This window comes from Micromonospora sp. NPDC049559, from assembly GCF_040676675.1.
Lineage (GTDB): Bacteria > Actinomycetota > Actinomycetes > Mycobacteriales > Micromonosporaceae > JBFAPK01.
Window position 1 is genome coordinate 192,482 of sequence record NZ_JBFAPK010000005.1, and the last position, 21,967, is coordinate 214,448.

At 75.2% G+C, this 21,967-nt stretch carries 17 protein-coding genes; 4 read left to right on the top strand and 13 right to left on the bottom strand.

Translation table 11 applies throughout. The features are described 5' to 3' along the window. Positions 1–109 precede the first annotated feature (109 nt). From AB0J86_RS09680 to AB0J86_RS09740, 13 genes are all read right to left on the bottom strand, one after another. Entirely contained in the window at positions 110–1,741 is a 1,632-nt protein-coding gene (locus AB0J86_RS09680; RefSeq protein ID WP_363855369.1) for a VCBS repeat-containing protein, read from the bottom strand. A gap of 349 nt (positions 1,742–2,090) precedes the next feature. Further along, entirely contained in the window at positions 2,091–3,566 is a 1,476-nt protein-coding gene (gene gatA / locus AB0J86_RS09685) for an Asp-tRNA(Asn)/Glu-tRNA(Gln) amidotransferase subunit GatA (RefSeq protein ID WP_363855165.1), read from the bottom strand. Positions 3,567–3,571: 5 nt separating this feature from the next. Beyond that, the gene (gatC, locus tag AB0J86_RS09690) at positions 3,572–3,871 is read right to left on the bottom strand and encodes an Asp-tRNA(Asn)/Glu-tRNA(Gln) amidotransferase subunit GatC (RefSeq protein WP_363855168.1); all 300 of its coding nucleotides are present in this window, start codon (positions 3,869–3,871) and stop codon (positions 3,572–3,574) included. 146 nt (positions 3,872–4,017) lie between these two features. Continuing rightward, the gene (locus AB0J86_RS09695) at positions 4,018–6,582 is read right to left on the bottom strand and encodes a bifunctional diguanylate cyclase/phosphodiesterase (RefSeq protein WP_363855171.1); all 2,565 of its coding nucleotides are present in this window, start codon (positions 6,580–6,582) and stop codon (positions 4,018–4,020) included. Between the two features lie 168 nt (positions 6,583–6,750). After that, positions 6,751–8,895 (bottom strand): NAD-dependent DNA ligase LigA, encoded by a 2,145-nt coding sequence (gene ligA, locus AB0J86_RS09700; RefSeq protein ID WP_363855174.1) that lies wholly within the window; start codon positions 8,893–8,895, stop codon positions 6,751–6,753. Positions 8,896–9,030: 135 nt separating this feature from the next. Continuing rightward, positions 9,031–10,017, bottom strand: coding sequence for an ADP-ribosylglycohydrolase family protein (locus AB0J86_RS09705; protein WP_363855372.1), 987 nt, complete (start codon positions 10,015–10,017; stop codon positions 9,031–9,033). Positions 10,018–10,117: 100 nt separating this feature from the next. Beyond that, complete coding sequence (locus tag AB0J86_RS09710; protein ID WP_363855176.1) at positions 10,118–11,125, bottom strand: methionine synthase; 1,008 nt, start codon at positions 11,123–11,125, stop codon at positions 10,118–10,120. 55 nt (positions 11,126–11,180) lie between these two features. After that, a complete protein-coding gene (mnmA, locus tag AB0J86_RS09715) occupies positions 11,181–12,254 on the bottom strand; it encodes a tRNA 2-thiouridine(34) synthase MnmA (RefSeq protein ID WP_363855179.1) in 1,074 nt (357 codons plus the stop codon). Positions 12,255–12,296: 42 nt separating this feature from the next. Beyond that, complete coding sequence (locus AB0J86_RS09720; protein ID WP_363855182.1) at positions 12,297–13,475, bottom strand: cysteine desulfurase family protein; 1,179 nt, start codon at positions 13,473–13,475, stop codon at positions 12,297–12,299. A gap of 233 nt (positions 13,476–13,708) precedes the next feature. Continuing rightward, positions 13,709–14,668, bottom strand: a complete 960-nt coding sequence (locus AB0J86_RS09725) for an electron transfer flavoprotein subunit alpha/FixB family protein (RefSeq protein ID WP_363855185.1) — start codon at positions 14,666–14,668, stop codon at positions 13,709–13,711. Between the two features lie 27 nt (positions 14,669–14,695). Then, on the bottom strand, positions 14,696–15,475 hold the full coding sequence (locus tag AB0J86_RS09730; RefSeq protein WP_363855187.1) for an electron transfer flavoprotein subunit beta/FixA family protein: 780 nt from the start codon (positions 15,473–15,475) through the stop codon (positions 14,696–14,698). 479 nt (positions 15,476–15,954) lie between these two features. After that, the gene (locus tag AB0J86_RS09735) at positions 15,955–16,368 is read right to left on the bottom strand and encodes a hypothetical protein (RefSeq protein WP_363855188.1); all 414 of its coding nucleotides are present in this window, start codon (positions 16,366–16,368) and stop codon (positions 15,955–15,957) included. Beyond that, positions 16,365–17,168, bottom strand: coding sequence for a GNAT family N-acetyltransferase (locus AB0J86_RS09740; protein ID WP_363855191.1), 804 nt, complete (start codon positions 17,166–17,168; stop codon positions 16,365–16,367). The genes AB0J86_RS09735 and AB0J86_RS09740 overlap by 4 nt, the downstream gene beginning before the upstream one ends. Before the next feature lie 41 nt (positions 17,169–17,209). On the opposite strand from AB0J86_RS09740, the gene AB0J86_RS09745 reads away from it, so the two are divergent. From AB0J86_RS09745 to AB0J86_RS09760, 4 genes are all read left to right on the top strand, one after another. Beyond that, positions 17,210–17,602, top strand: a complete 393-nt coding sequence (locus AB0J86_RS09745) for a DUF202 domain-containing protein (RefSeq protein WP_363855194.1) — start codon at positions 17,210–17,212, stop codon at positions 17,600–17,602. Further along, a complete protein-coding gene (locus AB0J86_RS09750; RefSeq protein WP_363855197.1) occupies positions 17,599–17,934 on the top strand; it encodes a DUF202 domain-containing protein in 336 nt (111 codons plus the stop codon). The genes AB0J86_RS09745 and AB0J86_RS09750 overlap by 4 nt, the downstream gene beginning before the upstream one ends. Before the next feature lie 58 nt (positions 17,935–17,992). Beyond that, the gene (locus AB0J86_RS09755) at positions 17,993–18,439 is read left to right on the top strand and encodes a PLD nuclease N-terminal domain-containing protein (RefSeq protein WP_363855200.1); all 447 of its coding nucleotides are present in this window, start codon (positions 17,993–17,995) and stop codon (positions 18,437–18,439) included. A 203-nt stretch (positions 18,440–18,642) separates the two neighbouring features. Further along, positions 18,643–21,951, top strand: coding sequence for a BTAD domain-containing putative transcriptional regulator (locus tag AB0J86_RS09760; RefSeq protein WP_363855202.1), 3,309 nt, complete (start codon positions 18,643–18,645; stop codon positions 21,949–21,951). Positions 21,952–21,967: the final 16 nt, after the last annotated feature.

Here is a 21,967-nt window from a genome sequence, read left to right on the forward strand (position 1 = left end):
AAGACGTCCGTGCCGTACCGGTCGCAGCGGCGGGAGACGAACCGGTAGCCGTCGCGCAGCAGCGCGAGGGTGCTGTCCGGGCTCCTGTCGCGCGCGACGAGGGTCGGGGTCAGTACGGGTGCGCGCCGCCGAGCAGGCCGTAGCCGAGCCGGAGGACGTCGAATCCGGGGCCGGAGAGGTCGGCGGGACGGTACTGCTCGACCGGCAGCAGCCGGGGCCCGGCCGTCGGCCCGCCGTCGCGGCGCGGCACCGGCGGCTGCAACCGCAGCTGTGCGAGCAGGCCGGACGTGAAGGTGTCCTCGTACTTCGCCTCGGCGAAGATCTCCAGCGGGCCGGTACCGTCCAGGTCGAGCAGGGCCACCGCCGAGCCGAGGTAGTCCTCCGGCTCCGCCGGTTCCGGACCGCTCGGGTCCGGACGCCGGACACCGGTCCGGGGGACGTCCTGGGTGTAGCGGAGGGACCCGGCGCCGGTCGGGCCCTGGGGCGTACCGGGGATCAGCGTCACCGACCCGGCCCCGGACACCTCCCCCACGTTGTCGGTGATCGCGCCGACCAGCAGGTCCGGGATCCCGTCGCCGGTCGCGTCCCCGGTCGCGATCGAGAAGCCGAAGTGGCTCCCGTCGGCGTCGCCGTCCGGCTCGCCGGGCACCCCCGGCGTGCCCTGGTCGATCCGCCGGCTCCCGGCCAGGGAGATCCCGGCGGCGGAGCCGGGGAGGTACATCACCTCGCCGTCGTCGTACCGGGGCAGCCCGAGTACCAGGTCCTCCCGCCCGTCCGCGTTGAGATCGGCGAGGGTCATCACGTCGACGGGCAGGCTGAGGAAGGTGTCCAGCTGCCCCTCCAGCTTGCTGGCCCGGGTGGGGTCCGGTCCACCGGCCGACCCAGGCACGAGCGTCACCACGCCGTGCGCGTCGGACTCGGTCTCGCCCCGCCGCGTCCCGCCGATCACGAGATCGTCGTGGCCGTCCCCGGTGAGGTCACCGATCGCCAGTTGGCCGCCGAAGGTCTCCTCGACCAGGCCCGGCCAGCGCGGCAGCACCTGGCGGACGACCTGCGCGCCGTCGACGGTGAGGCCGTCCGCGCCGCCGCGGAGCACTGTCACGGCGCCCCGGAACGGCCCGTCGCGCTCGGGGGCGCCGTCGCCGACGGCGAGTTCGTCCCGGCCGTCGCCGTCGAGGTCGCCGGCCACGAGGGTCGCCGCGCCCGCCACCGGCAGGCAGTCGGCGTGGGCCCGGTCGAGCCCGCCCGGGCCGCCGGAGTAGACGCAGACCGTACGCTCGGAGCCGCTCCCGACCGTCCGGGACCCGGCCACGGCGAGGTCGGCGAAGCCGTCCCCGTCGAAGTCGCCGGCCGTGAAGGTGCTGTTGAAGGTGTAGGTGGGATCGGTCAGCGAGGACGGGGAAACGACCTCGCGGCGCGGCACGCCGGAATACCCCACGATCAGCCCCGCCTTGAGCCCGCTGAACGCGGCGAAGACGACCAGTTCGTCCCGGCCGTCGCCGTCGAAGTCGAAGCGGGGCGCGGGCCGGGCCGCGCCGGCCGCGGCGGGCGCGGGGCCGGTGGGCGCGCCTGCGGTGGACCGGAGCGGTGTCGCCGTCGACCCGCCGGCGGCCGGGGCGGCACCCGCCGGAGCGGCGGCGGCCGGGGCGGCACCCGCCGCCACGCCGGGGGCCGGGGCGACACCCGCCGGAGCAGCGGCGGCCGGGGCGGATCCGGCCGGACCGGCCAGGATGGACAGCATTCCCACGGCAGCCAGAGTCTTCCCCCGTGCCAGCCTCACGTGTCGCCCTTTCCGACGTCGGGTCAGGAGGGCCTGAGGCTATCCGGTCCGGTGATCGTCACGCGCCACCCTTCCGGCCGGGCCGGACCGCCGGTCGGGCGACCGGACCGGGGGCGACGATCGAACGACCGGACCGGGCCAGGGGGCGGCGCCGCCGGTCGGAGCGGCCGGGCCGAGACACCGGGCCGGGCCGAGACACCGGGCCGGGCCGGGGAGGCGGCGTGCCCGAGGCGGGGCCGGGAAAACGGCGCCCCCGGTCCCCGGGCGGTCGCGCGGACCGCCCCGGACCGGGGGCGACGAGGAGCGGAGACTACAGGGCCGGCGGGGTGAGCACGCCGACCGCCGACTCCAGCGCGGCGGCGACCCGGTACATCCGGTCGTCGGCCATGGTCGGGGCCATGATCTGGAGCCCGACCGGCAGCCCCTCGGAGAGACCGCACGGCACCGAGATGCCCGGCCCGCCGTAGAGGTTGGTCGGGATCGTGAAGAGGTCCGCCAGGTACATCTGGTACGGGTCGCCCGTGCGCGAGCCGAACGGGAAGGCGACGAACGGGGTCGTCGGCGAGACCAGGACGTCCACCTGCTCGAACGCGGCCGTGAAGTCGCGGGTGATGAGCGTACGGACCTTCTGCGCCTGCCCGTAGTACGCGTCGTAGTAGCCGGACGAGAGCGCGTACGTGCCGAGCATGATCCGCCGCTTGACCTCGGGGCCGAAGCCGGTGTCCCGGGTCAGCGACATGACCTCCTCCAGCGAGCGGGACCCGTCGTCGCCGGCCCGCAGCCCGAACCGCACCCCGTCGAAGCGGGCCAGGTTCGAGGAGCACTCGCTCGGCGCGATCAGGTAGTAGGCCGGCAGGGCGTACTGGAAGTGCGGGCAGGAGACCTCGACGATCTCGGCGCCCAGCTTGGTCAGCGTGTCGAGCGCGTCCCGGAACGCGGCCAGCACCCCCGGCTCGGCGCCCTCGCCGGAGAACTCGCTCACCACGCCGAGCCGCACCCCGGTCAGGTCGCCGCTGGCGCCCGCCCGGGCCGCGGCGACGACGTCCGGTACGGGCTGCGGGATCGAGGTCGAGTCGCGCGGGTCGTGCCCGCCGATCGCCGCGTGCAGCAGGGCGGCGTCCTCGACGGTACGGGCGCAGGGGCCGGGGGTGTCCAGCGACGAGGAGAACGCCACCAGGCCGTAGCGGGAGGTACCGCCGTAGGTCGGCTTCGCGCCGACCGTGCCGGTCACCGCGCCCGGCTGCCGGATCGAGCCACCGGTGTCCGAACCGATCGCCAGCGGCGCCTCGTACGCGGCGATCGCCGCCGCGCTGCCGCCACCCGAACCGCCCGGAATCCGGGTCAGGTCCCAGGGGTTGTACGTCGGCCCGTACGCCGAGTACTCGGTGGAGGAACCCATCGCGAACTCGTCCATGTTGGTCTTGCCGAGCAGCACCGTACCGGCCGCCCGCAGCCGCTCGACGATCGTCGAGTCGTACGGCGGGCGCCAGCCCTCCAGGATGCGCGAGCCGACGGTGGTCGGCACCCCCTTGGTGGTCAGCACGTCCTTGACCGCGACCGGCACCCCGGCCAACGGCCCCAACTCCTCACCGGCGGCCCGGCGCTCGTCGACCGCGCGCGCCGCCGCCAGCGCCCCCTCGGTGTCGACGTGCAGGAACGCGTGCACCCGGTCGTCCACCGCCGCGATCCGGTCCAGGTGGGCCTGGGCCACCTCGACGGCCGACGCCTCACCGCTGGCGATGAGCGCGGCCACCTGGACCGCCGTCATCCTGGTCACGTCCGTCATGGCGCTCAGAGCTCCTCGTCCAGGATCCGCGGTACGCGGAAGCGGTCCTCCGCGACGTCCGGCGCGCCGGAGAGCGCCTCCTCGCGGGTCAGGCACGGCACCTCGACGTCGTCGCGCAGCACGTTGGTCAGCGGTACGGAGTGCGAGGTCGGGGGGATGTCGGCGGCGGCGACCTCGCCGACCCGCGCCACCGACTGGAGGATGACGTCGAGCTGGCCGGCGAACATGTCCAGCTCATCCTCGGTGACGGCGAGCCGCGACAGGCGCGCCAAGTGCGCGACCTCTTCGCGGGAGATGGCGGCCATCCGTGCCCCCTTCGTGCCTAGCGTGCGGTTCCGGCCGGGCGTGCCGCCCGTACCGGGACGACCCAGCGTGACAGCCGGGCCGTGACCAGAGCGAGTCTATTTGTGAGCCGGCGGCGCCCGGTGCCCGCCTCCCCCGGTACCCCGCGCTAGCCGCCGGGCTTGAGCGGGCGGTACCGGGCCAGCCAGGTCACCAGGTCCTCGGCCGGCATCGGCCGGGCGTAGAACCAGCCCTGCGCGACGTGGCAGCCCGCGGCGTGCAGCAGCCGCCAGGTCCGCTCGTCCTCCACGCCCTCGGCCACCACCCGCAGGCCGAGCGCGCCGGCCAGCTCGATCACCGACCGCACGATCGCGGCGTCGTCGGCGTCGGTCGCCATGCCGAGTACGAAGGAGCGGTCGACCTTCACCTCGGCCAGCGGCAGCCGGCGCAGGTGTTGCATCGACGAGTAGCCGGTGCCGAAGTCGTCCAGCGCGATGGCGACGCCGATCCGGTCGAGCCGGGAGATGGTGGCGAGCGCGCGGCGTGGGTCGGCCATCAGCGCGCCCTCGGTGATCTCCAGTTGGAGCTGCGCCGGGCTGATCCCGTACCGGGCGAGCCGGTCGGCGATCTGGTCGGCGATCTCGCCGGTCTGCAGGTCGCGGACGCTGACGTTGACCGCGGCGCGGAGCGTGATCCCGGCTGCGGACCACTTCGCGAGCTGCTCGAAGACGTCGTCGACGACGCGACGGGTGAGCAGGCGCATCACGGCGCTCTGCTCGGCGACCCGGATCAGCTCCTCCGGGTTCACCATCCCCCGGCGGGGGTGGCGCCAGCGCAACAGCGCCTCGACGCCGACGACCTCGCCGGTGTCGATGGCGATCTGGGGCTGGTAGTACATCATGATCTCGCCGGCGTCCTGGCCGGGCGCGAGCCCGGCGGCGGCACCCGACGCCCCGGTGCCCACGGCGGGTTCGCCGCCCGGATCGGGGGGTCCGCCGGCCGGCCCCTTCCACCGGGAGATCCGCACGGCCCGTCCGCCGCCCGACCCGGTCCGGTCGGTCCGGTCGGTCCGGTCGGTCCGGTCGGTTCCGGCGCGCAGCGCGCCGGCCGGGACCGTCTCGGCCCGGGCGCCGTCGCCGCCGCGCAGCGGCGTGGCCAGGATGTTCGCCACCGCGGGCGGCAGCGCCGCGAGCGTGGCGGGATCGGGACCGGGCAGGCCGGCGAGGTCGGCCGGGCCGCCGGAGCGTCCGCCCGACCCCGGGACGCCGCCGCCGGCCTGGGCGGCGCCCGCCGACCGGGCCTCGCCGCCGCCGGCGTCGCCGGAGGCCGACGCACCGGCCGCCGCGAGACCAGCCGCCGGGAGACCGGCCGCCGACGCACCGCCCGCCGGAAGACCGCCCGCCGGGAGACCGGCCGCCGCGGAGCTGCCGGCCTCCAGCACCCGGCGCAGGTCGGCCAGGAGGCCCAGCCGCTCCGGCGAGTTGTGGTCCGACTCGGGCGCGTACACGGCGATGGTGTCGCCCCGGTGCTTGGCGTCGTACATCGCCACGTCGGCGTGGCGCATCAGGGTGGCGAAGTCTTCGCCGTGCTCGGGATGGACCGCGACCCCGATCGAACCGCCGACGTCGAGCGGAAGCCCGTCCAGCGCGACCGGCTCGGTCAGCGCCGCCACCACCTGCTCGGCGAGCGCGCGGGCGTCCGACACACCGCCGAGGCGGGTGGCGAGGATGGCGAACTCGTCGCCGCCGAGCCGGGCCACCATGTCCTGCGGCCGGGCCAGCCGGCTCAGCCGGCGCCCGACCTCGATGAGCAGCCGGTCCCCCACGGCGTGCCCGAGGGCGTCGTTGACGTGTTTGAAGCGGTCCAGGTCGAGCAGGAGCAGGGCCAGGTGCGGCTCGGGTACGCCGCGCGCGGCCCTCGGGGCGTGCAGCGCCAACTGCTCCTCGACCGCGGTGAGCAGCGCCTTGCGGTTCGGCAGGCCGGTGAGCGGGTCGCGGTGGGCCAGCTGCTCCTGCTCGGCGGAGAGCCGCGACATCCGGTGGACCGCGAAGAGCGGTACCAGCACCAGCGGGATCAGCGTGGCGCTCACCCGGGCGGCGGCCACCAGCACCGGGCTGAGCAGCAGCAACGAGCCCGCGGAGAGCAGCTCGAAGGCGAACCCGTGCCGGACCGCCGGCCACCACCTCCCGCCGAAGCGCAGCCGTACCGCGAGGCTCACCAACCCGTACGTCACCAGGAACCAGGCGCCCGCCGCCCCGGCCGTGGCCAGCACGTCGGTCCAGCGCAGCGGGGCCTCGCCCCGGAAGGCGCCCTCGGCGGCCAGCCGGGTCACCTCGTACGCCGCGGTCAGCGCCAGCGCGTACTGGGCCAGGTTGAACGCCGCCCGCCAGGGCGCGTGGCGCATCCGCCAGCTCGACACGATGACCGCGGCGGCCTGTACCGCCACGGCCGGACCGACGCCCCAGGCCAGCAGGATCGCGAAGGTGAAGCAGACGGACGGGAAGACGGCCGGGCTCTGCCGGCGCACCGGCGGGGCGAACGGGCGGGAGTCGCCGATGACGGCGAGGGCCGCCATGGTCCAGAAGGCCGCCGGCAGCTGCGCGATCTGGTCCGGCAGGGCGAGCAGCGGTCGGGCGCAGAGGAGGGCCGCGAGGACGACGATGGTCCAGACGAAGCCGAAGAACGGCACCGCCCGCCCAGGGGGAACGGAGTTCCGCAGCGCGGCGGTCTCCATCCGACCTCCAGACCTCAGTCGCCCGGGGCGCGGGCCGGTCGCCGCGCCGTCCCCCCATCAAACGCCCTCACCCTAGGATTGTGAGGGGTGACAGCCACGAATCGGATGTAGTCGTGACTAACTTGGAATACGACGCATCTCGGTGCCGCGCCCTTCCGACACGGAGTGTCAGCTGTCGCCGGATTCCTCGTTACTTTGCGCCACCTGGCGGGCCGCCTCCGGCCCCTCGGCCAGCAGCACCCGGAAGCCGTCCTCGTCGAGCACCGGCACCTTGAGCGAGGCGGCCTTGTCGGCCTTCGAGCCGGGGTTGTCGCCCACCACGACGAAGCCGGTCTTCTTCGAAACCGAGCCGCTCACCTTGCCCCCGAGGGTCTGCACCGCCTCGGCGGCCTGGTCGCGCGAGTAGCCGGCCAGCGTGCCGGTGACCACCACGGTCACCCCCTCCAGCGGGCGCGGGCCCTGCTCGACCCGCTCCTCCGCCATGCGTACGCCGGCCTCCGTCCACTTGCGGACCACCTCGCGGTGCCAGTCGACGCCGAACCACTCCCGCAGGCTGGCCGCGATGGTCGGGCCGACCCCCTCGACGGAGGCGAGCTCCTCCTCGCTGGCCGCCTCGATCGCCGGGATCGAGCCGAAGTGGCGGGCCAGCGCCTGGGCCGCGGTCGGGCCGACGTGCCGGATCGACAGCGCCACCAGCACCCGCCAGAGTGGCCGCTGCCGCGCCTCGACCAGGTTGTCGAGCAGCTTCACCGCGTTGCTGCCGAGCGTGCCGTCCTTGTTCACGAAGAAGGGCGCCCGGGCGAGCCGCTCCGCGTCGAGGGAGAACAGGTCGCCCTCGTCGGTGATGACCTGCGAGTCCAGCAGGGCGCGGGCCGACTTCTCGCCGAGCACCTCGATGTCGAGCGCGCCCCGTCCGGCCAGGTGGAAGACCCGCTCGCGCAGTTGCGCCGGGCAGGTACGCGAGTTGGGGCAACGGATGTCGACGTCGCCCTCCTTGGCGGGCGCCAGCGGGGTGCCGCAGGCCGGGCAGTTCGTCGGCATCACGAACTCCCGCGCGTCGACCGGGCGCAGGTCGATCACCGGCCCGAGCACCTCGGGGATCACGTCGCCGGCCTTGCGCAGCACCACCGTGTCGCCGATGCGTACGCCCTTGCGGGCCACCTCGCGGGCGTTGTGCAGGGTGGCCAGCGCGACCGTGGAGCCGGCGACGCGCACCGGTTCGAGCACCGCGAACGGGGTGACCCGGCCGGTACGCCCGACGTTGACGTCGATGTCGAGCAGCTTGGTGGTCACCTCCTCGGGCGGGTACTTGAAGGCGATGGCCCAGCGGGGCGCGCGGCTCGTCGAGCCCAGCCGGCCCTGGATCGAGACCGGGTCGACCTTCACCACCACGCCGTCGATCTCGTGCTCCACGTCGTGCCGGTGCGCCGCGTAGTAGTCGATGTACTCCCGTACCCCGGCGAGATCCGGCACCACCCGCCAGCGGTCGCTGGTGGGCAGCCCCCAGGCGCGCAGCGCGGCGTACGCCTCGGACTGCGCCTCCGGCTGGAACCCCTGCCGGGCCCCGATGCCGTGCACCACCAGGCGCAGGGGCCGGGAGGCGGTGATCCGGGGATCCTTCTGCCGCAGGCTCCCAGCGGCGGCGTTGCGCGGGTTGGCGAACGGCGCCTTGCCCTGCTCCACCAGGCTGGCGTTGAGGTCGGCGAACGCCTCCACCGGGAAGTAAATCTCCCCACGGACCTCCAGCAGCTCCGGCACCTCGGCCAGGCCGTCGGCGAGCCGCTCCGGGATGTCCCGGATGGTCCGGACGTTGGGTGTGACGTCCTCGCCGGTACGCCCGTCGCCCCGGGTCGCGGCCCGGACGAGCCGGCCCCGCTCGTAGGTCAGATTGATCGCCAGCCCGTCGACCTTGAGTTCGCAGAGGTAGGGCACCGGGCCGCCGGCGTCCCGCTCGACCCGCTCGGCCCAGGCGTTCAGCTCCGCCGGGTCGAAGGCGTTGTCGAGCGACATCATCCGCTCGGCATGGGTGACCGGGGTGAACTGGGTCGAGAAGGTGCCGCCGACCCGCTGCGTGGGCGAGTCAGGGGTACGCAGCGCCGGGAACCGCTCCTCCAGCCCCTCCAGCTCGCGCAGCAGCACGTCGAACTCGGCGTCGGAGATCGTCGGCGAGTCGAGCACGTAGTAGCGGTACTGGTGATCGGTGATCTCGGCGCTCAGCACCGCGTGCCGCTCCCGCGCCTCCGCGGGCGGTTCCGCGCCGGCGCTCGCCTCCTGTGCGGCGCTGACCTTCGCGGGAATGACTTCTTCGGACACCCTCTGACCTCCGTGATCACGCTATCCCCGAACGGTAGCCGCAGGGACCGACATCCCCCGCCCCCGCCCGTCGATCTAGGGCAAATCGACGTGATTGGAGATCAAAGAACGAGGATTTGCCCTAGATCGACGGGGTCAGTCCCAGGCGGTGCCGAGCGTGGCGAGCTGGTCGGCGTACTCGATCCGGTCCAGCCACTCCGGCGGCCAGGCGGCCAGCCCGTACGCGGCGCCGACGAAGGCACCCGCCAGGCAGGCGATCGAGTCCGAGTCGCCGCCGGTGGTGGCGCCCCGGGCCAGCGCGGCCACCGGCTCGTCGGCGTGCCGCACCGCGCAGTACAGCGCGGTCGCCAGCGCCTCCTCGGCGATCCACCCCTCGCCCGTGGCCCGGCACGGATCGCCGCCGTCGTCCGGCGCCGCGAGCGCGGCGTCGAGCCGGTCGAGCACGGCGAGGCACTCGTCCCAGCCCCGGGAGACGAAGCTCACCGGATCACCGTCGCCGGAACGCCGCCACAGCGCGCCGAGCCAGTCGCCCCGGTAGACGGCGCGCTGCTCGCGGGCCCGCGCCCGCAGCAGCGCCGGCACGTCGGCCAGCGCCGCGCCGTCCCGGAGCAGCCGCACCGCGTACGCGGTCAGCTCGCTGGCGGCCAACCCGGTCGGATGGCCGTGGGTGAGCCCCGCCTGGAGCTGGGCGACCCCGGCCAGGGTGTCCAGGTCGTAGCCGGGTACCAGGCCGACCGGGACGACCCGCATGTTCGCCCCGCACCCCTTCGACTCGGCCATGGTCGCGTCCTGCCAGGGCAGGCCCCGCGCCAGCCCGCCGCAGGCGCGCAGGCAGGTCGCGCCGGGTGCCCGGTTGTTGTCGGGGCTGGCCGCCCACCCGACGAAGCGGGCCCGCAGCAGCGGCTCCAGCGCCTCGGGGGTGGCCGCCGGCGCGTCGTGCAGCGCCCAGCCGACCGCCAGCGTCATCTGCGTGTCGTCGGTGACCATCGCCGGAGCGCCGGTCAGCTCGCGCGGGCCGGCGGGGCCGTACCGTCGGACGATCTCGTCGACGGGAAGGAACTCGGTCGGCCGGCCCAGCGCGTCCCCGTACGCGAGTCCGAAGAGCGATCCGGAGGCGGTCATCGCGGCGGCCGTGGCGGCGGTCGGCGGTCCGGTCACGCCGGGCGAGGTCTGCACTCGATCCGTCATGCCGGTCATCATGCCCGGCCGCCGCGCCGGGCCGTCACTCCTCGTACAGCCGGCGGGCGGCGTCCCGACAGGCCGCCAGGACCTGCCGGGCGTGCTCGGGGCTCGCCCCGGCCAGCCCGCAGGCGGGGGTCACCACGACCTGCCGCGCCAGGCGGGTACGCGGAAAGCCGAGCCGGTCCCAGAGCTGCCGTACCTTGTCGGCGACCTGCGCCGAGGTCGGCGCGCGGCCGGCGGGCGGCGGCAGCGCGGGCGCGGCGCCCGCGAGGAGTCCGAGCCCCGCGTCGATCGCCTCGCCGAGCGGGTCGAGCTTCTCGACCAGGTCGAGGTCGAGGGCGACGGCGGCGGCGCCGGCCGAGCGGATCAGCTCCAGCGGTACGTCGGGGGCGCAGCAGTGCACCACGACCGGCGCCCCGACGGCCGAGACCACCGCGCCGAGCAGGTCGATGGCGGTGGCCGCCTCGACCGGCCGGTACGCGCTGAGCCCGCTCTCGGTCGGCACCCGGCCGGCCAGCACGGCCGGCAGCGACGGCTCGTCGAGCTGGAGCAGCACGGTGGCCCGGGGCAGCCGGCGCCGCACGTCGGCGACGTGCCCGCGCAGCCCCTCGGCCAGCGACTCGGTGAGGTCGCGCACCGCGCCCGGGTCGCGCAGCATCCGGCCGCCGATGCCCCGGTCGAGGCTGGCGGCCAGGGTGAACGGGCCGGCCGCCTGGACCTTGATGTCGCCGGCGTACTCCTCGGCCTGCTCGGTCAGCTGGTCGAGGTCGCGTTCCAGCAGGTCCCGGGCGCGCCGCAGGTCCCGCCCGGGGCGGTTGGCCACCCGCCACCGGGCCGCGTACAGCTCCACCGGCAGCTCGACCAGCAGCCCCGCGGTACGCCCGACGAGGTCGGCACCGGGGCCCCGGGCGGGCAGCTCGGGCAGGTGCGGCAGCGCCGGCAGTTCGCCGAGCACGATCCGCTGGGTCTCCGCGATGTCCGTACCGGGCAGCGAGCCGATCCCGGTCGCCGCGCCCGCCGGCCAGGGCCAGCCTCGCTCCTCAGTCACGTCCGTCCGCTCCTCGCTGTGTTCGGCCTCGTCCGTCGGCCGGTTGCCGCGCCCGTCAGCCGGTGATGGTGGCCGAGCCGAGCACCACGTCGCCGGCCGGGTCCGGCCGGTACGCCACGATCGCCTGCCCCGGGGCCACCCCGCGCACCGGCCGGTGCAGCTCGGCACGGAGTTCCCCGCCGTCGAGGCGTACCGTCGCCGGCACCACCTCGCCGTGCGCCCGCAGCTGCACCTGGCACTCCAGCGGTGCCTCCGGCGCGGGCCCACCGGTCCAAACCGGCCGCACGGCGGTCACCTCGGCCGCCTCCAGCGCCTCGGCCGGGCCGACCGTGACGGTGTTGGTCTTGGGCGTGATCGACAGGACGTACCGCGGCCGCCCGTCCGGGGCCGGGGTCTCCAGGCGCAGGCCGCGCCGCTGGCCCACGGTGTACCCGTACGCGCCGGAGTGCGCCCCGATCACGGCACCGGTGGTGGCGTCCACCACGTCGCCGGGGGCCTCGCCCAGCCGCTCGGCGAGGAACCGCCGGGTGTCGCCGTCGGCGATGAAGCAGATGTCGTGCGAGTCGGGCTTGTCGGCCACGCCGAGGCCGCGCCGGGCGGCCTCGGCCCGCACCTCGGCCTTGGTCGAGTTCCCGAGCGGGAAGATCGAGCGGTCCAGCTGCTCGCGGGTCAGCACCGCCAGCACGTACGACTGGTCCTTCGGCAGGTCGACGCTGCGCCGCAGCAGCCCGTCGGGGCCGAGCCGGGCGTGGTGGCCGGTGACCACGGCGTCGAAGCCGAGCGCGACGGCCCGGTCGAGCACCGCCGCGAACTTGATCTTCTCGTTGCAGCGCAGGCAGGGGTTCGGGGTACGGCCGGCCGCGTACTCGGCCACGAAGTCGTCGACCACGTCGGCGTGGAACCGGTCCGCCATGTCCCAGACGTAGAACGGGATGCCGATCACGTCGGCCGCCCGGCGCGCGTCGCGGGAGTCCTCCAGCGTGCAGCAGCCGCGCGCCCCGGACCGGTAGGTCTGCGGGTTGCGCGACAGCGCCAGGTGCACCCCCGTCACGTCGTGCCCGGCCTCCGCCGCCCGCGCGGCGGCCACCGCCGAGTCGACCCCGCCGGACATGGCTGCCAGTACCCTCACCGCGACACCTCCCCCACGAGCCTACCGGCGCCGGCCGGCGGCTCAGCCGCGGGCGGCGCGGGCGGTACCGGCCCGGCGGGCCCGCTCGACCACCCCGGGCAGCGCGGCCACCAGCGCGTCGACCTCGGCGGCCGTCGAGTTGTGGCCCAGCGCGAAGCGCAGCGAGGAGCGGGCGCGGTCGTCGTCGGCGCCCATCGCGAGCAGCACGTGCGACGGCTGCGCCACCCCGGCCGAGCAGGCCGACCCGGTCGAGCAGGCGATGCCCTGCGCGTCGAGCAGCATCAGCAGGGCGTCGCCCTCGCAGCCCGGGAAGGAGAAGTGGGCGTTGCCGGGGAGCCGGTGCTCCGGGTCCCCGTTGTAGATCGCCTCCGGCACGGCCGCGCGGACCCGGGCGACCAGGTCGTCCCGCAGCGCCGCGACCCGCGCCGCGTAGTCCTGCTGGCGCTTCACGGCGGCCTCGACGGCGACCGCGAAGGCGACCACCCCGGCCGTGTCGAGCGTGCCGGAGCGCAGGTCCCGCTCCTGGCCGCCGCCGTGCAGCACGGGCGCGCAGGCCACGTCCCGGCCGAGCAGCAGCGCACCGACGCCGACCGGGCCGCCGAGCTTGTGCCCGGTGACCGTGAGCGCGGCGACGCCGCTGGTGCCGAAGTCGACCGGTACCTGGCCGACCGCCTGGACGGCGTCGGTGTGCAGCGGGATGCCTCGCTCGGCCGCCACCGCCGCGAGCTGCGCCACCGGCTGGACGGTACCGACCTCGTTGTTGGCCCACATCGTGCTGACCAGCGTCACCTCGTCGCCGTGGGCGTCCAGGACGGCGCGCAGGCCGTCGGCGCTGAGCCGTCCGGCGCCGTCGACCGGAAGCAGCGTGAGCGCGGCACCCTCCTGCCGGTGCAGCCACTCGGCGCTGTCGAGTACGGCGTGGTGCTCGATCTCGCTGACCACGACCCGGGTACGCCGCTCATCGGCGGCGCGGCGCCCCCAGAAGATGCCCTTGACGGCGAGGTTGTCGCTCTCGGTACCGCCACCCGTGAAGATCACCTCGCTCGGGCGGGCGCCGAGCGCGGCGGCCACCCGCTCGCGGGACTCCTCCACCCGGCGACGGGCGGCCCGCCCCGCGGCGTGCAGGGACGAGGCGTTGCCAACTTCGCGAGTGGTGGCGACGTACGCCTCCAATGCCTCGTCGAGCATCGGAGTGGTAGCCGCGTGATCGAGATATGCCATCCCGTCCAGCCTATCCGGGCACGCCGCCGCGTCACCCGTGAGAACCGCCCAATCACGAACCGGGTGCGGCCGGTACGCGCCACCGGGTGCGGCCGCGCGTGGCCGTCCGGTGCCGTCGCGGGTCACGATGTCCGGCCGATGCCGTCGCGGTCCGCGCTCGGCCGGCCGATGCGGTCGCGCCGCGGCGGCCGTACCCGGACGTCGTCGCCGGAGGTACGGCCGCCGCGGTCGCGTCACTTGCGCTTGCGAATCTCCTCGGCCGCCTGCGGTACGACCTTGAACAGGTCGCCCACCACGCCGAAGTCGGCCAGCTCGAAGATCGGCGCCTCGGCGTCCTTGTTCACCGCGACGATCGTCTTCGAGGTCTGCATGCCGGCGCGGTGCTGGATCGCGCCCGAGATCCCGAGCGCGACGTAGAGCTGCGGCGACACGGTCTTGCCGGTCTGGCCGACCTGGAACTGGTGCGGGTAGAAGCCGGAGTCGACCGCCGCGCGGGAGGCGCCGACGGCGCCGCCGAGCAGGTCGGCCAGCTCCTCGACCAGCTTGAAGTTGTCGGCCGCGCCCACGCCGCGACCGCCCGACACCACGACGGACGCCTCGGTCAGCTCCGGCCGGGAGCCCTTCTGCTCGGCGACCCGGTCGACCACCTTGGCCAGCCGGTCGGTCTCGGCGAGCTCGACCGTCACCTGCTCGACGGTCGGGGTGGCCGGCGCCGGGGCGGGGGTGACCGAGTTGGGGCGCAGCGTGACCAGCGGCAGGCCGCGGGTGACCTTGGACTTCACGATGGTCGAGCCCGCGAAGACCACCTGCGTGGCGGTACCGTCGGCGGCCAGCCCGGTGACGTCGGTCAGGATGCCGTTGTCCAGCTTGACCGCGAGCCGCGCGCCGATCTCCTTGCCCTCCTGGCTGGAGGCGAGCAGCACGGCGGCCGGCTGCACCCGCCTGACCAGTTCGGCCAGCACGGTCGCCTTCGGCGCCACGAGGTAGCCGTCGATCTCCTCGCTCTCCGCGGCGTAGATCTTCTCCGCGCCGTACTCGCCGAGCCTGTCGCCGAGGGCGGCGGCGGCACCGGGACCGCCGAGCACCACGGCGGCCGGGGTACCCAGCTCGCGGGCGAGGGTGAGCAGTTCGAGGGTCACCTTCTTGACGCCGAACTCCCTGGTCGCCTCGACGACGACGAACACTTCAGCCATGACGCTCTCCCGTCTCCCTCAGCCCACTCACACGAACTTCTCTGCGGCCAGGAACTCGACGAGCGCGACGCCGCCCGAGCCCTCGTCGGTGACCTTCTGGCCGCCGGAGCGCGGCGGGCGCTTGCTGTGCTCGACCACCGCGCTGGTGGCGCCCGCGAGGCCCACCTCGGCGGCGTCGACGCCGAGGTCGGCCAGGGAGAGCGTCTGCACGGGCTTCTTCTTGGCCGCCATGATCCCCTTGAACGACGGGTACCGCGGCTCGTTGATGGTGTCCCAGACCGAGACGACGGCGGGCGTGGCGGCGCTGACCACCTCGTAGCCCTCCTCGGTCTGCCGCTCGACGGTCAGCGTGTTCCCGTCGACGGTCAGCTTGCGCGCGCCCGTGAGGGCGGCGACCCCGAGCCGCTCGGCGAGCATGTGCGGCAGCACCTGGACCCGTCCGTCGGTGGACTCGGCGCCGCAGATCACCAGGTCGGCGTCGAGCGTACCGAGCGCCGCGGCGAGCACCTTCGAGGTGGCGACGGCGCAGGAGCCGTGCAGCGCGTCGTCGACGACGTGCACCGCCTTGTCCGGCCCCATGGACAGCGCCTTGCGGATCGACTCGCTGGCGCGGTCCGGGCCCATGGTGAGGACGGTCACCTCACCCCCGTGCGCCTCCTTGACCCGCAACGCCTCCTCGATGGCGTACTCGTCCATCTCGTTGATGACGTTGTTCGCCGATCCCCGGTCGACCGTGTTGTCGTCACTGCGCAGGTTGCGGTCCGCGCCCGAGTCGGGCACCTGCTTGACGAGTACGACGATGTTCATCGCGCTTTGACGACCCCTCCTGTAGGTGTTGCGTCCTCGCCCGGTCCTCGGGCGGAGCCTCCCGCGATCCTTAACGATCGGTCAACCGACGGACGCTGTGGAGTTCCCCACGGCCATGTTACCTGTCAGTAGCATCGCCGATTTCGCGGACACACAGCGTGACACAGCTCACCGGGACCGGCCCGCGAGGGTAGAGTGGGGCGATATCGGGAGGTATCACCCTATGTCCGGGCAATTACCGCAGAATCCGGCACGGTCGCACGATCCGGCGGGGGCGCAGGATCTTGCACGATCGCAGGATCCGGCACGGTCGCGCGAACCGGTGGGGTCGCCGGAGCCGGCACGGTCGCGGGAGCCGGCGGAGCCCGCGGAGGTGGCCTGCCGCCGGGACAGCCGGGAGCACCACCGCTGCGCCTGCGGCCGACTGCGGCACGTCTGCGTACGCGAGACCGTCCGTGCGGTCTGGACCGACGGCGGGATCAGGCGGGCTCGCCCAGCGCGTCCCTGACCCGGGCCAGCAGCTCGCCCTCGGCCCGGCTCGTACCCTCGGTGGACCCCGCCACCCGGTCCACGGCGTCGAGCACCGCGGCGCGGTAGTTCGCGACCTCCGCCGGCGCCTTCGCCCCCAGGATCTCCACCGCGCGCCGCAGCGCCGGCAGCACCGCCGCCTCCAGCTCGGCCGGCGAGCCGCCGCCGAGGCGGGGCGGCGGTCCGCCGGTGAGCACCTCGTTGACCAGCCCACGGGATCCGGCCAGCGCGCCGGCCGCCGCGAAGCTCTCCCGCAGCATCGACAGGATTCCCGGGTCGGCATTGGAGATCAGGAAGACCGCGCCGAACGCGCCCGTCTTGAGGGTGGACCGTTCCTCGTCGCTCAGCGGCTGGGTCACGGTCATGGAGTGTAGACGTACGGTGTCGTCGTCGTGACGTTCACGAAGCCGAGTCGCTGAAGGATCGGGCGGCTGTTGTCCGAGGCGTCCACCTGCAACATGCTGAAGCCGCGGCTCTCGGCGAGCCGGGCGCGGTACGCCACCAGCGCCCGGTAGATCCCGCGCTGGCGCCACTGCGGCAACGTCGAACCGCCCCAGAGGCTGGCGAAGCGGGTACCGGCGGTGTAGCGGATCCAGCCGGCGCTCACCACCCGACCACCCTCCGTCTCCTCGGCGACGATCACCGTCAAGGACAGCGGATCGGCCTCGATCTCCCGCCCCAGGTCGGTGACCAGCCGGCTCCGGTCGTCGTGCCAGACCGTCGACTCCATCTCGGCGATCCGCTCCAGGTCGGCCCGCTCCATCACCTCGCGCAGCCGGATCCCGTCCGGCACCACCGGCAGCGCCGCCGCCAGCGGCCCGACCGGACCGATCAGGACGGTCTCCGGGTCCTGCGGTACGAAGCCCGCGGCGCGCAGCCGCTCGCCCAGGTCGGCCGGCTCGTCGTGGGCGCAGAGCTTCCACTCGACCGGCTCCCCGCGTCCCGCGAAGAAGTTGCGCTGCCGGGCGATCAACTCGTCGAGCCGGTCACCGGTGAGGCCGTCCAGGTCCCGGTAGGTGAGGAAACCTCCGCCCGCCAAGCCGGTGATCCGTACCAGCGGGCCGTCACGCTCCACGGTCACGCCCGCCGGCAGCGGATCGGGTACTTCGGGCCGCAGCTGGGCGTCGTAGGCCTTGAGCAGCGTGTTCGGGTCGAGATCGGTCACCCGCTCAGGCTACGGCCGCCGTCCACCGGATAATCGGCTTCGTGCGCCAAGCGATCCGGCAGTGGCTGGACCCACGAGAACTACGCCGGGTCGGCACCACCCCCGACTACCGCTTCTCGCTGGCCAACGAGCGGACCTTCCTGGCCTGGCTGCGTACCGGGCTGGCGCTGGTCGGCGGCGGGCTCGCGGTGGCGCAGTTCCTGCCGCCGTTGCCGGTCCCGCACCTGCGCGAGGCGCTCGCCGTCGTGCTTCTGCTGCTCGGCGCCGCCGTGGCGATCCGCGCCGTCGACCACTGGCGCCGTACCGAGCGGGCCATCCGGCTCGGTACCGAGCTGCCGGTGTCGCGTTTCCCGGCCGTACTGGCGCTCGCCGTCGGGGTCGGCGCGCTGCTGCTGGTGGTCGCGGTGCTGATCCCGACGGGGCGCGCCGGGTGACCGGGCCGGCGGCCGGACCGGGTCGCCCGGGCGGACCGGTCGGCGAGCCCGGACGGGCGGTCGAGCGCACGCAGCTGGCCTGGCGGCGCACCACCCTGTCGAGCTTCGTGGTGGCGCTGCTCGCCGCTCGGCTGGCGCTGCCGGTCGGTACGGCCGGGGCGCTGGTCGCCGCCGCGGCGCTCGCCGGCTGGATCGCCGTACTGGTGGCCGCCTATCCCCGTGCGGTGGGCCGGCGCCCGGCCGGCGGCGGTCGGGCGCTGCCCCTGGTCGCGCTGCTCACCGTCGGTCACGCCGCCCTCGGCATCGCGCTCGTCCTGATCCGCCTGGCCTGATCCGCCCGGGCCGAAGTGGCGGTGCCGCTGGCTCGCCCCGATACGCCATCATTGCCAGATGGCCCGCCTGTACGTTTTCCTCTTTCTCGCCCAGATCGCACTGGCCGCCGCGGCCCTGATCAGCTGCCTCTCGGCGGAGCCGGACGAGATCCGCGCGCTGCCCAGGTTCGCCTGGGTGCTGCTCATCCTCTTCTTCCCGCTGCTCGGCTCGATCGCCTGGTTCGCCGCCGGGCGTCCGCTGCCGGCCGGGCGGCCCGGCCGGCCGGGACCGGCCGGCGGGGCACCGACCCCGCCGCCCGTGCGGCCACTCGCCCCCGACGACGATCCCGAGTTCCTCCGGTCGCTCTCGGCCGAGCAGTCCAAACGCGACCGGGAGATGTTCGAGCGCTGGGAGCAGGACCTGCGCCGCCGCGAGGAGGAGCTGCGCCGCCACGACGGTGACGAGACGCCCCGCCGCGACGCCGGGGACCCGCCGCGCGAGGAGGGGCCCGCCCAGCCGGCCTGACCGGACCCGGTCCGCCGGCGGTGCGCGGCCGGGGCGACCGACCCGATCCGACCGCGACGCGCCGGGGCCGGCGCGGGCGAGCGACCCCCGCCGGAGGCCGACGCGGGCGAACGCGGCCCGGAGGCCGGCACGGACGGGGCACCCGGCCGGTGGACAGCGCGGGCGAGCGTCCGGGCCGGCGGGGGCCAGGCAGAATCGAGTGCGTGCGGATCGGCTTGCTCGGACCCTTGGAGGTCCAGACCGGCTCCGGCGCGCGGGTGGAGGTGAGCGGCGCCCGGCTGCGCCGGCTGCTCATCCTGCTCGCGCTCGACGCCGGTCGGGTGGTGCCCTCCGCCGAGCTCGTCGACGGGGTCTGGGGCGACGAACCGCCCAGCGGCACCGTCAACGCCCTCCAGGCGCTGGTCTCGCGGCTGCGCCGGGCCGTACCGGAGGCGCCGGTCGACTCGCACCCGAGCGGGTACCGGCTGGCCGTCGCCGCCGAGGCGGTCGACCTGGCCCGGTTCGAGCGGCTGGCCGCCGCGGGCCGGGCCGCGCTGCCGGTCGATCCGGCCCGCGCGGTCGCCGTACTGACCGAGGCGCTGGCGCTGTGGCGCGGGCCCGCGCTGGCCGACGTCGCCGACGCCGACTTCGCCCGCGCGCCCGTGGCCCGCCTGGACGAGCTGCGGCTGGGCGCGACGGAGGACCGGATCGAGGCGCTGCTCGCCCTGGGTGAGGCGGCCAGCCTGATACCCGAGCTGCGCGCCCTGGTCGCCGCGCACCCGGTACGCGAACGACCCGCCGGTCAGCTCATCCGGGCGCTGCGGGCCGCCGGTCGTCCGGCCGAGGCGCTCGCCGGCTACGACCGGATCCGCACCGCGCTGGCCGAGACGCTCGGTACCGACCCGTCCCCCGAACTTGCCGCGCTCCACCTCGAACTGCTCCGCGGCGCCCCGGTGCCGGTGCCGCCCGGTCCGCGCCCCGCCCCGGGGGATCGGCCGGCGGGCGACGCGCCGGCGGGGCCGGGCGGGACGGACCCGGACACCCGACCGGCGGGGATCCGGCCCGGGCCCGCCGACGGGCCGGGACGGGCGCGGCACAATCTGCCGGCCGGACTGACCAGCTTCATCGGTCGCGAGGAGGAGCTGCGTCGGGTACGCAAGCTGCTCGCCGAGGCCCGGCTGGTGACGCTCACCGGGCCGGGTGGCGCCGGCAAGACCCGGCTGGCCGTGGAGTCCGCCCGGGAACTGCTCGGCCAGGCACCGGACGGCGTGTGGCTGGTCGAGCTGGCGCCGGTGACCGACCCGGCCGACCTGCCGCAGACCGTACTGACCGTGCTCGGGCTGCGGGAACAGGCGCTGTTGGCCCGACGCGGTGCGCCCTCCGGCGAGCTGGCGGACCCGCTCGGCCGGCTCGTCGGCGCGATCGAGGGCCGCGACCTGCTGCTGATCCTGGACAACTGCGAGCATCTCGTCGGCGCGGCGGCGGAGCTGGCCGACCGGCTGCTCGCCGCCGGGCCCCGGCTGCGGGTGCTGGCGACCAGCCGCGAACCGCTGGGGATCACCGGCGAGGTACTGCACCCGGTCGAGTCCCTCGCCCTGCCACCGGTCGGCGCCGGACCGGAGCAGGCCGGCACGTACCCGGCGGTGCGGCTGCTGGCCGACCGGGCGCGCGCCGTACGGCCGGACTTCGCGGTCGACGACCGGAACGTGGCGGCGGTGGTGCGGATCTGCCGCGCGCTGGACGGCATGCCGCTCGCCATCGAGCTCGCCGCCGCCCGGCTGCGGGCGCTGGGGGCCGCGCAGATCGCCGCCCGCCTCGACGACCGGTTCCGGCTGCTCACGGCGGGCAGCCGGACCGCCCTGCCGCGCCACCAGACCCTGCGCGCCGTGGTCGACTGGAGCTGGGACCTCACCGACGAACCCGAACGGGCGGTGCTGCGCCGGCTCGCCGTCTTCGCCGGCGGGGCCACCCTGGAGGCGGCCGAGCGGGTCTGCGCCGGCGACGGTGTCGACCCGGCCGACGTGCTCGACCGGCTCACCGCGCTGGTCGACAAGTCGCTGGTCATCGCGAGCGGGGACGGCGATCCCCGGTACCGGCTGCTGGAGACGATCCGGGAGTACGGCCTGCGGCGCCTCGCCGAGGCGGGCGAGGAGGAGCGGGTACGCCGGGCGCACGTCGAGGAGTTCCTCTCGCTGGCCGAGACGGCGGACGCGTACCTGCGCGGCCGGGAGCAGCTGCGCTGGCTCGCCCGGCTCGCCGCCGAGCACGACAACCTGCACGCCGCCCTGCGCTGGACCGTCGGCGCCGGCGACGGGGTGATCGCGACCCGGTTCGTCGGCGCGCTCGGCTGGTACTGGTGGCTGCGCGGGCACCGGCTCGAGGGTGCCGACCTGGCCAAGCAGGCGCTGGCGCTGCCCGGCGTCGAGGAGGCCCCCGGTGCGTCGCCGGTGGTCGCGTACGCGCTCGGGGCGCTGAACGTCCTCTCGGCCCGTGCCGAGATGCCGGCCGCGCTGGAGTGGCTGCGGCGCGGCGCCCGGCTGGCCGAGGCCCGGTCGGGCGCGCACCCGATGCTGCGGTTGATCGGTCCGATGGCCGCCAGCTTCCAACGCTACGACCCGACGACGCTCGACGCCCTGGTTCCGCTCTTCGACGACCCTGATCCGTGGACCGCCGGCATCGCGCGGATGATGCACGCGCACGGGCAACTGAACTTCGGGCTGGCGGAGAACACCGCCGAGACGGACTTCTCGATCGCCCTCGGCCAGTTCCGGGAGATCGGCGAACGGTGGGGCGCGGCCCTCACCCTCGCCGCGCTGGCCGACGTGCTCAGCCGGCGCGGCGAGCACGGCGGTGCCACCGGGCTGCTGGGCGAGGCGCTCGACCAGCTCAGGGCGTTGGGCAGCCTGGAGGACGTACCGGAGCTCCAGCTTCGGCTGGCGCATGAACTCTGGCTGCTCGGCGAGCGACACCGGGCGGTGGAGCTGCTGACCGAGGCGGACCGCGAGGCCGAACGGCTCGGCTCCGACGAGGCCCGCGTCGCGCTGGGTTACGAGTGGGCCGCCGTACTGCGGGACCAGGGCGACTGGGCGGCGGCCCGGCGGCGGCTGATGGCGAGCGTCGAGCTGACCTCGTCGGGGCGGCGGGTACCGCCGCAGTGGCGGGCCATGGTCCAGTCCTCGCTGGGTTACGTCGCCGCCGCGGAGGGCGAGTTGGACGCGGCCCGCACGCACCACGACCGGGCGCTGGACGCCGCGATCGAATCGCACGACGCGCCGATCGCCGCGCAGGTGCTGATGGGCTACGCCGATCTCACGCTGCGGCTCGGCCGGCCGGCACGGGCCGCGCGGCTGATCGGGGCGGCCGACGCGGTGCGGGGCGGACCGGACCGTTCGCTGCTGGACGGGCCGCGGATCGAACGGGCTGTACGGGACGCGCTCGGGCCGGTCGACTTCGCGGCGGCGCTCGCGGCCGGCGCCTTCGCCAGCATGGCCACGATCCGCGACGTGGTCCGGGCGGCCGTCCCGTCGATCTAGGGCAAATCGTGGTGAT

Coding starts and splice junctions, on each gene's coding strand:
- AB0J86_RS09680 (WP_363855369.1), bottom strand. CDS start 1,741: ATGCTGTCCATCCTGGCCGGTCCGGCCGGATCCGCCCCGGCCGCCGCT.
- gatA (WP_363855165.1), bottom strand. CDS start 3,566: ATGACGGACGTGACCAGGATGACGGCGGTCCAGGTGGCCGCGCTCATC.
- gatC (WP_363855168.1), bottom strand. CDS start 3,871: ATGGCCGCCATCTCCCGCGAAGAGGTCGCGCACTTGGCGCGCCTGTCG.
- AB0J86_RS09695 (WP_363855171.1), bottom strand. CDS start 6,582: ATGGAGACCGCCGCGCTGCGGAACTCCGTTCCCCCTGGGCGGGCGGTG.
- AB0J86_RS09705 (WP_363855372.1), bottom strand. CDS start 10,017: ATGACCGCCTCCGGATCGCTCTTCGGACTCGCGTACGGGGACGCGCTG.
- AB0J86_RS09720 (WP_363855182.1), bottom strand. CDS start 13,475: ATGGCATATCTCGATCACGCGGCTACCACTCCGATGCTCGACGAGGCA.
- AB0J86_RS09725 (WP_363855185.1), bottom strand. CDS start 14,668: ATGGCTGAAGTGTTCGTCGTCGTCGAGGCGACCAGGGAGTTCGGCGTC.
- AB0J86_RS09730 (WP_363855187.1), bottom strand. CDS start 15,475: ATGAACATCGTCGTACTCGTCAAGCAGGTGCCCGACTCGGGCGCGGAC.
- AB0J86_RS09735 (WP_363855188.1), bottom strand. CDS start 16,368: ATGACCGTGACCCAGCCGCTGAGCGACGAGGAACGGTCCACCCTCAAG.
- AB0J86_RS09755 (WP_363855200.1), top strand. CDS start 17,993: ATGGCCCGCCTGTACGTTTTCCTCTTTCTCGCCCAGATCGCACTGGCC.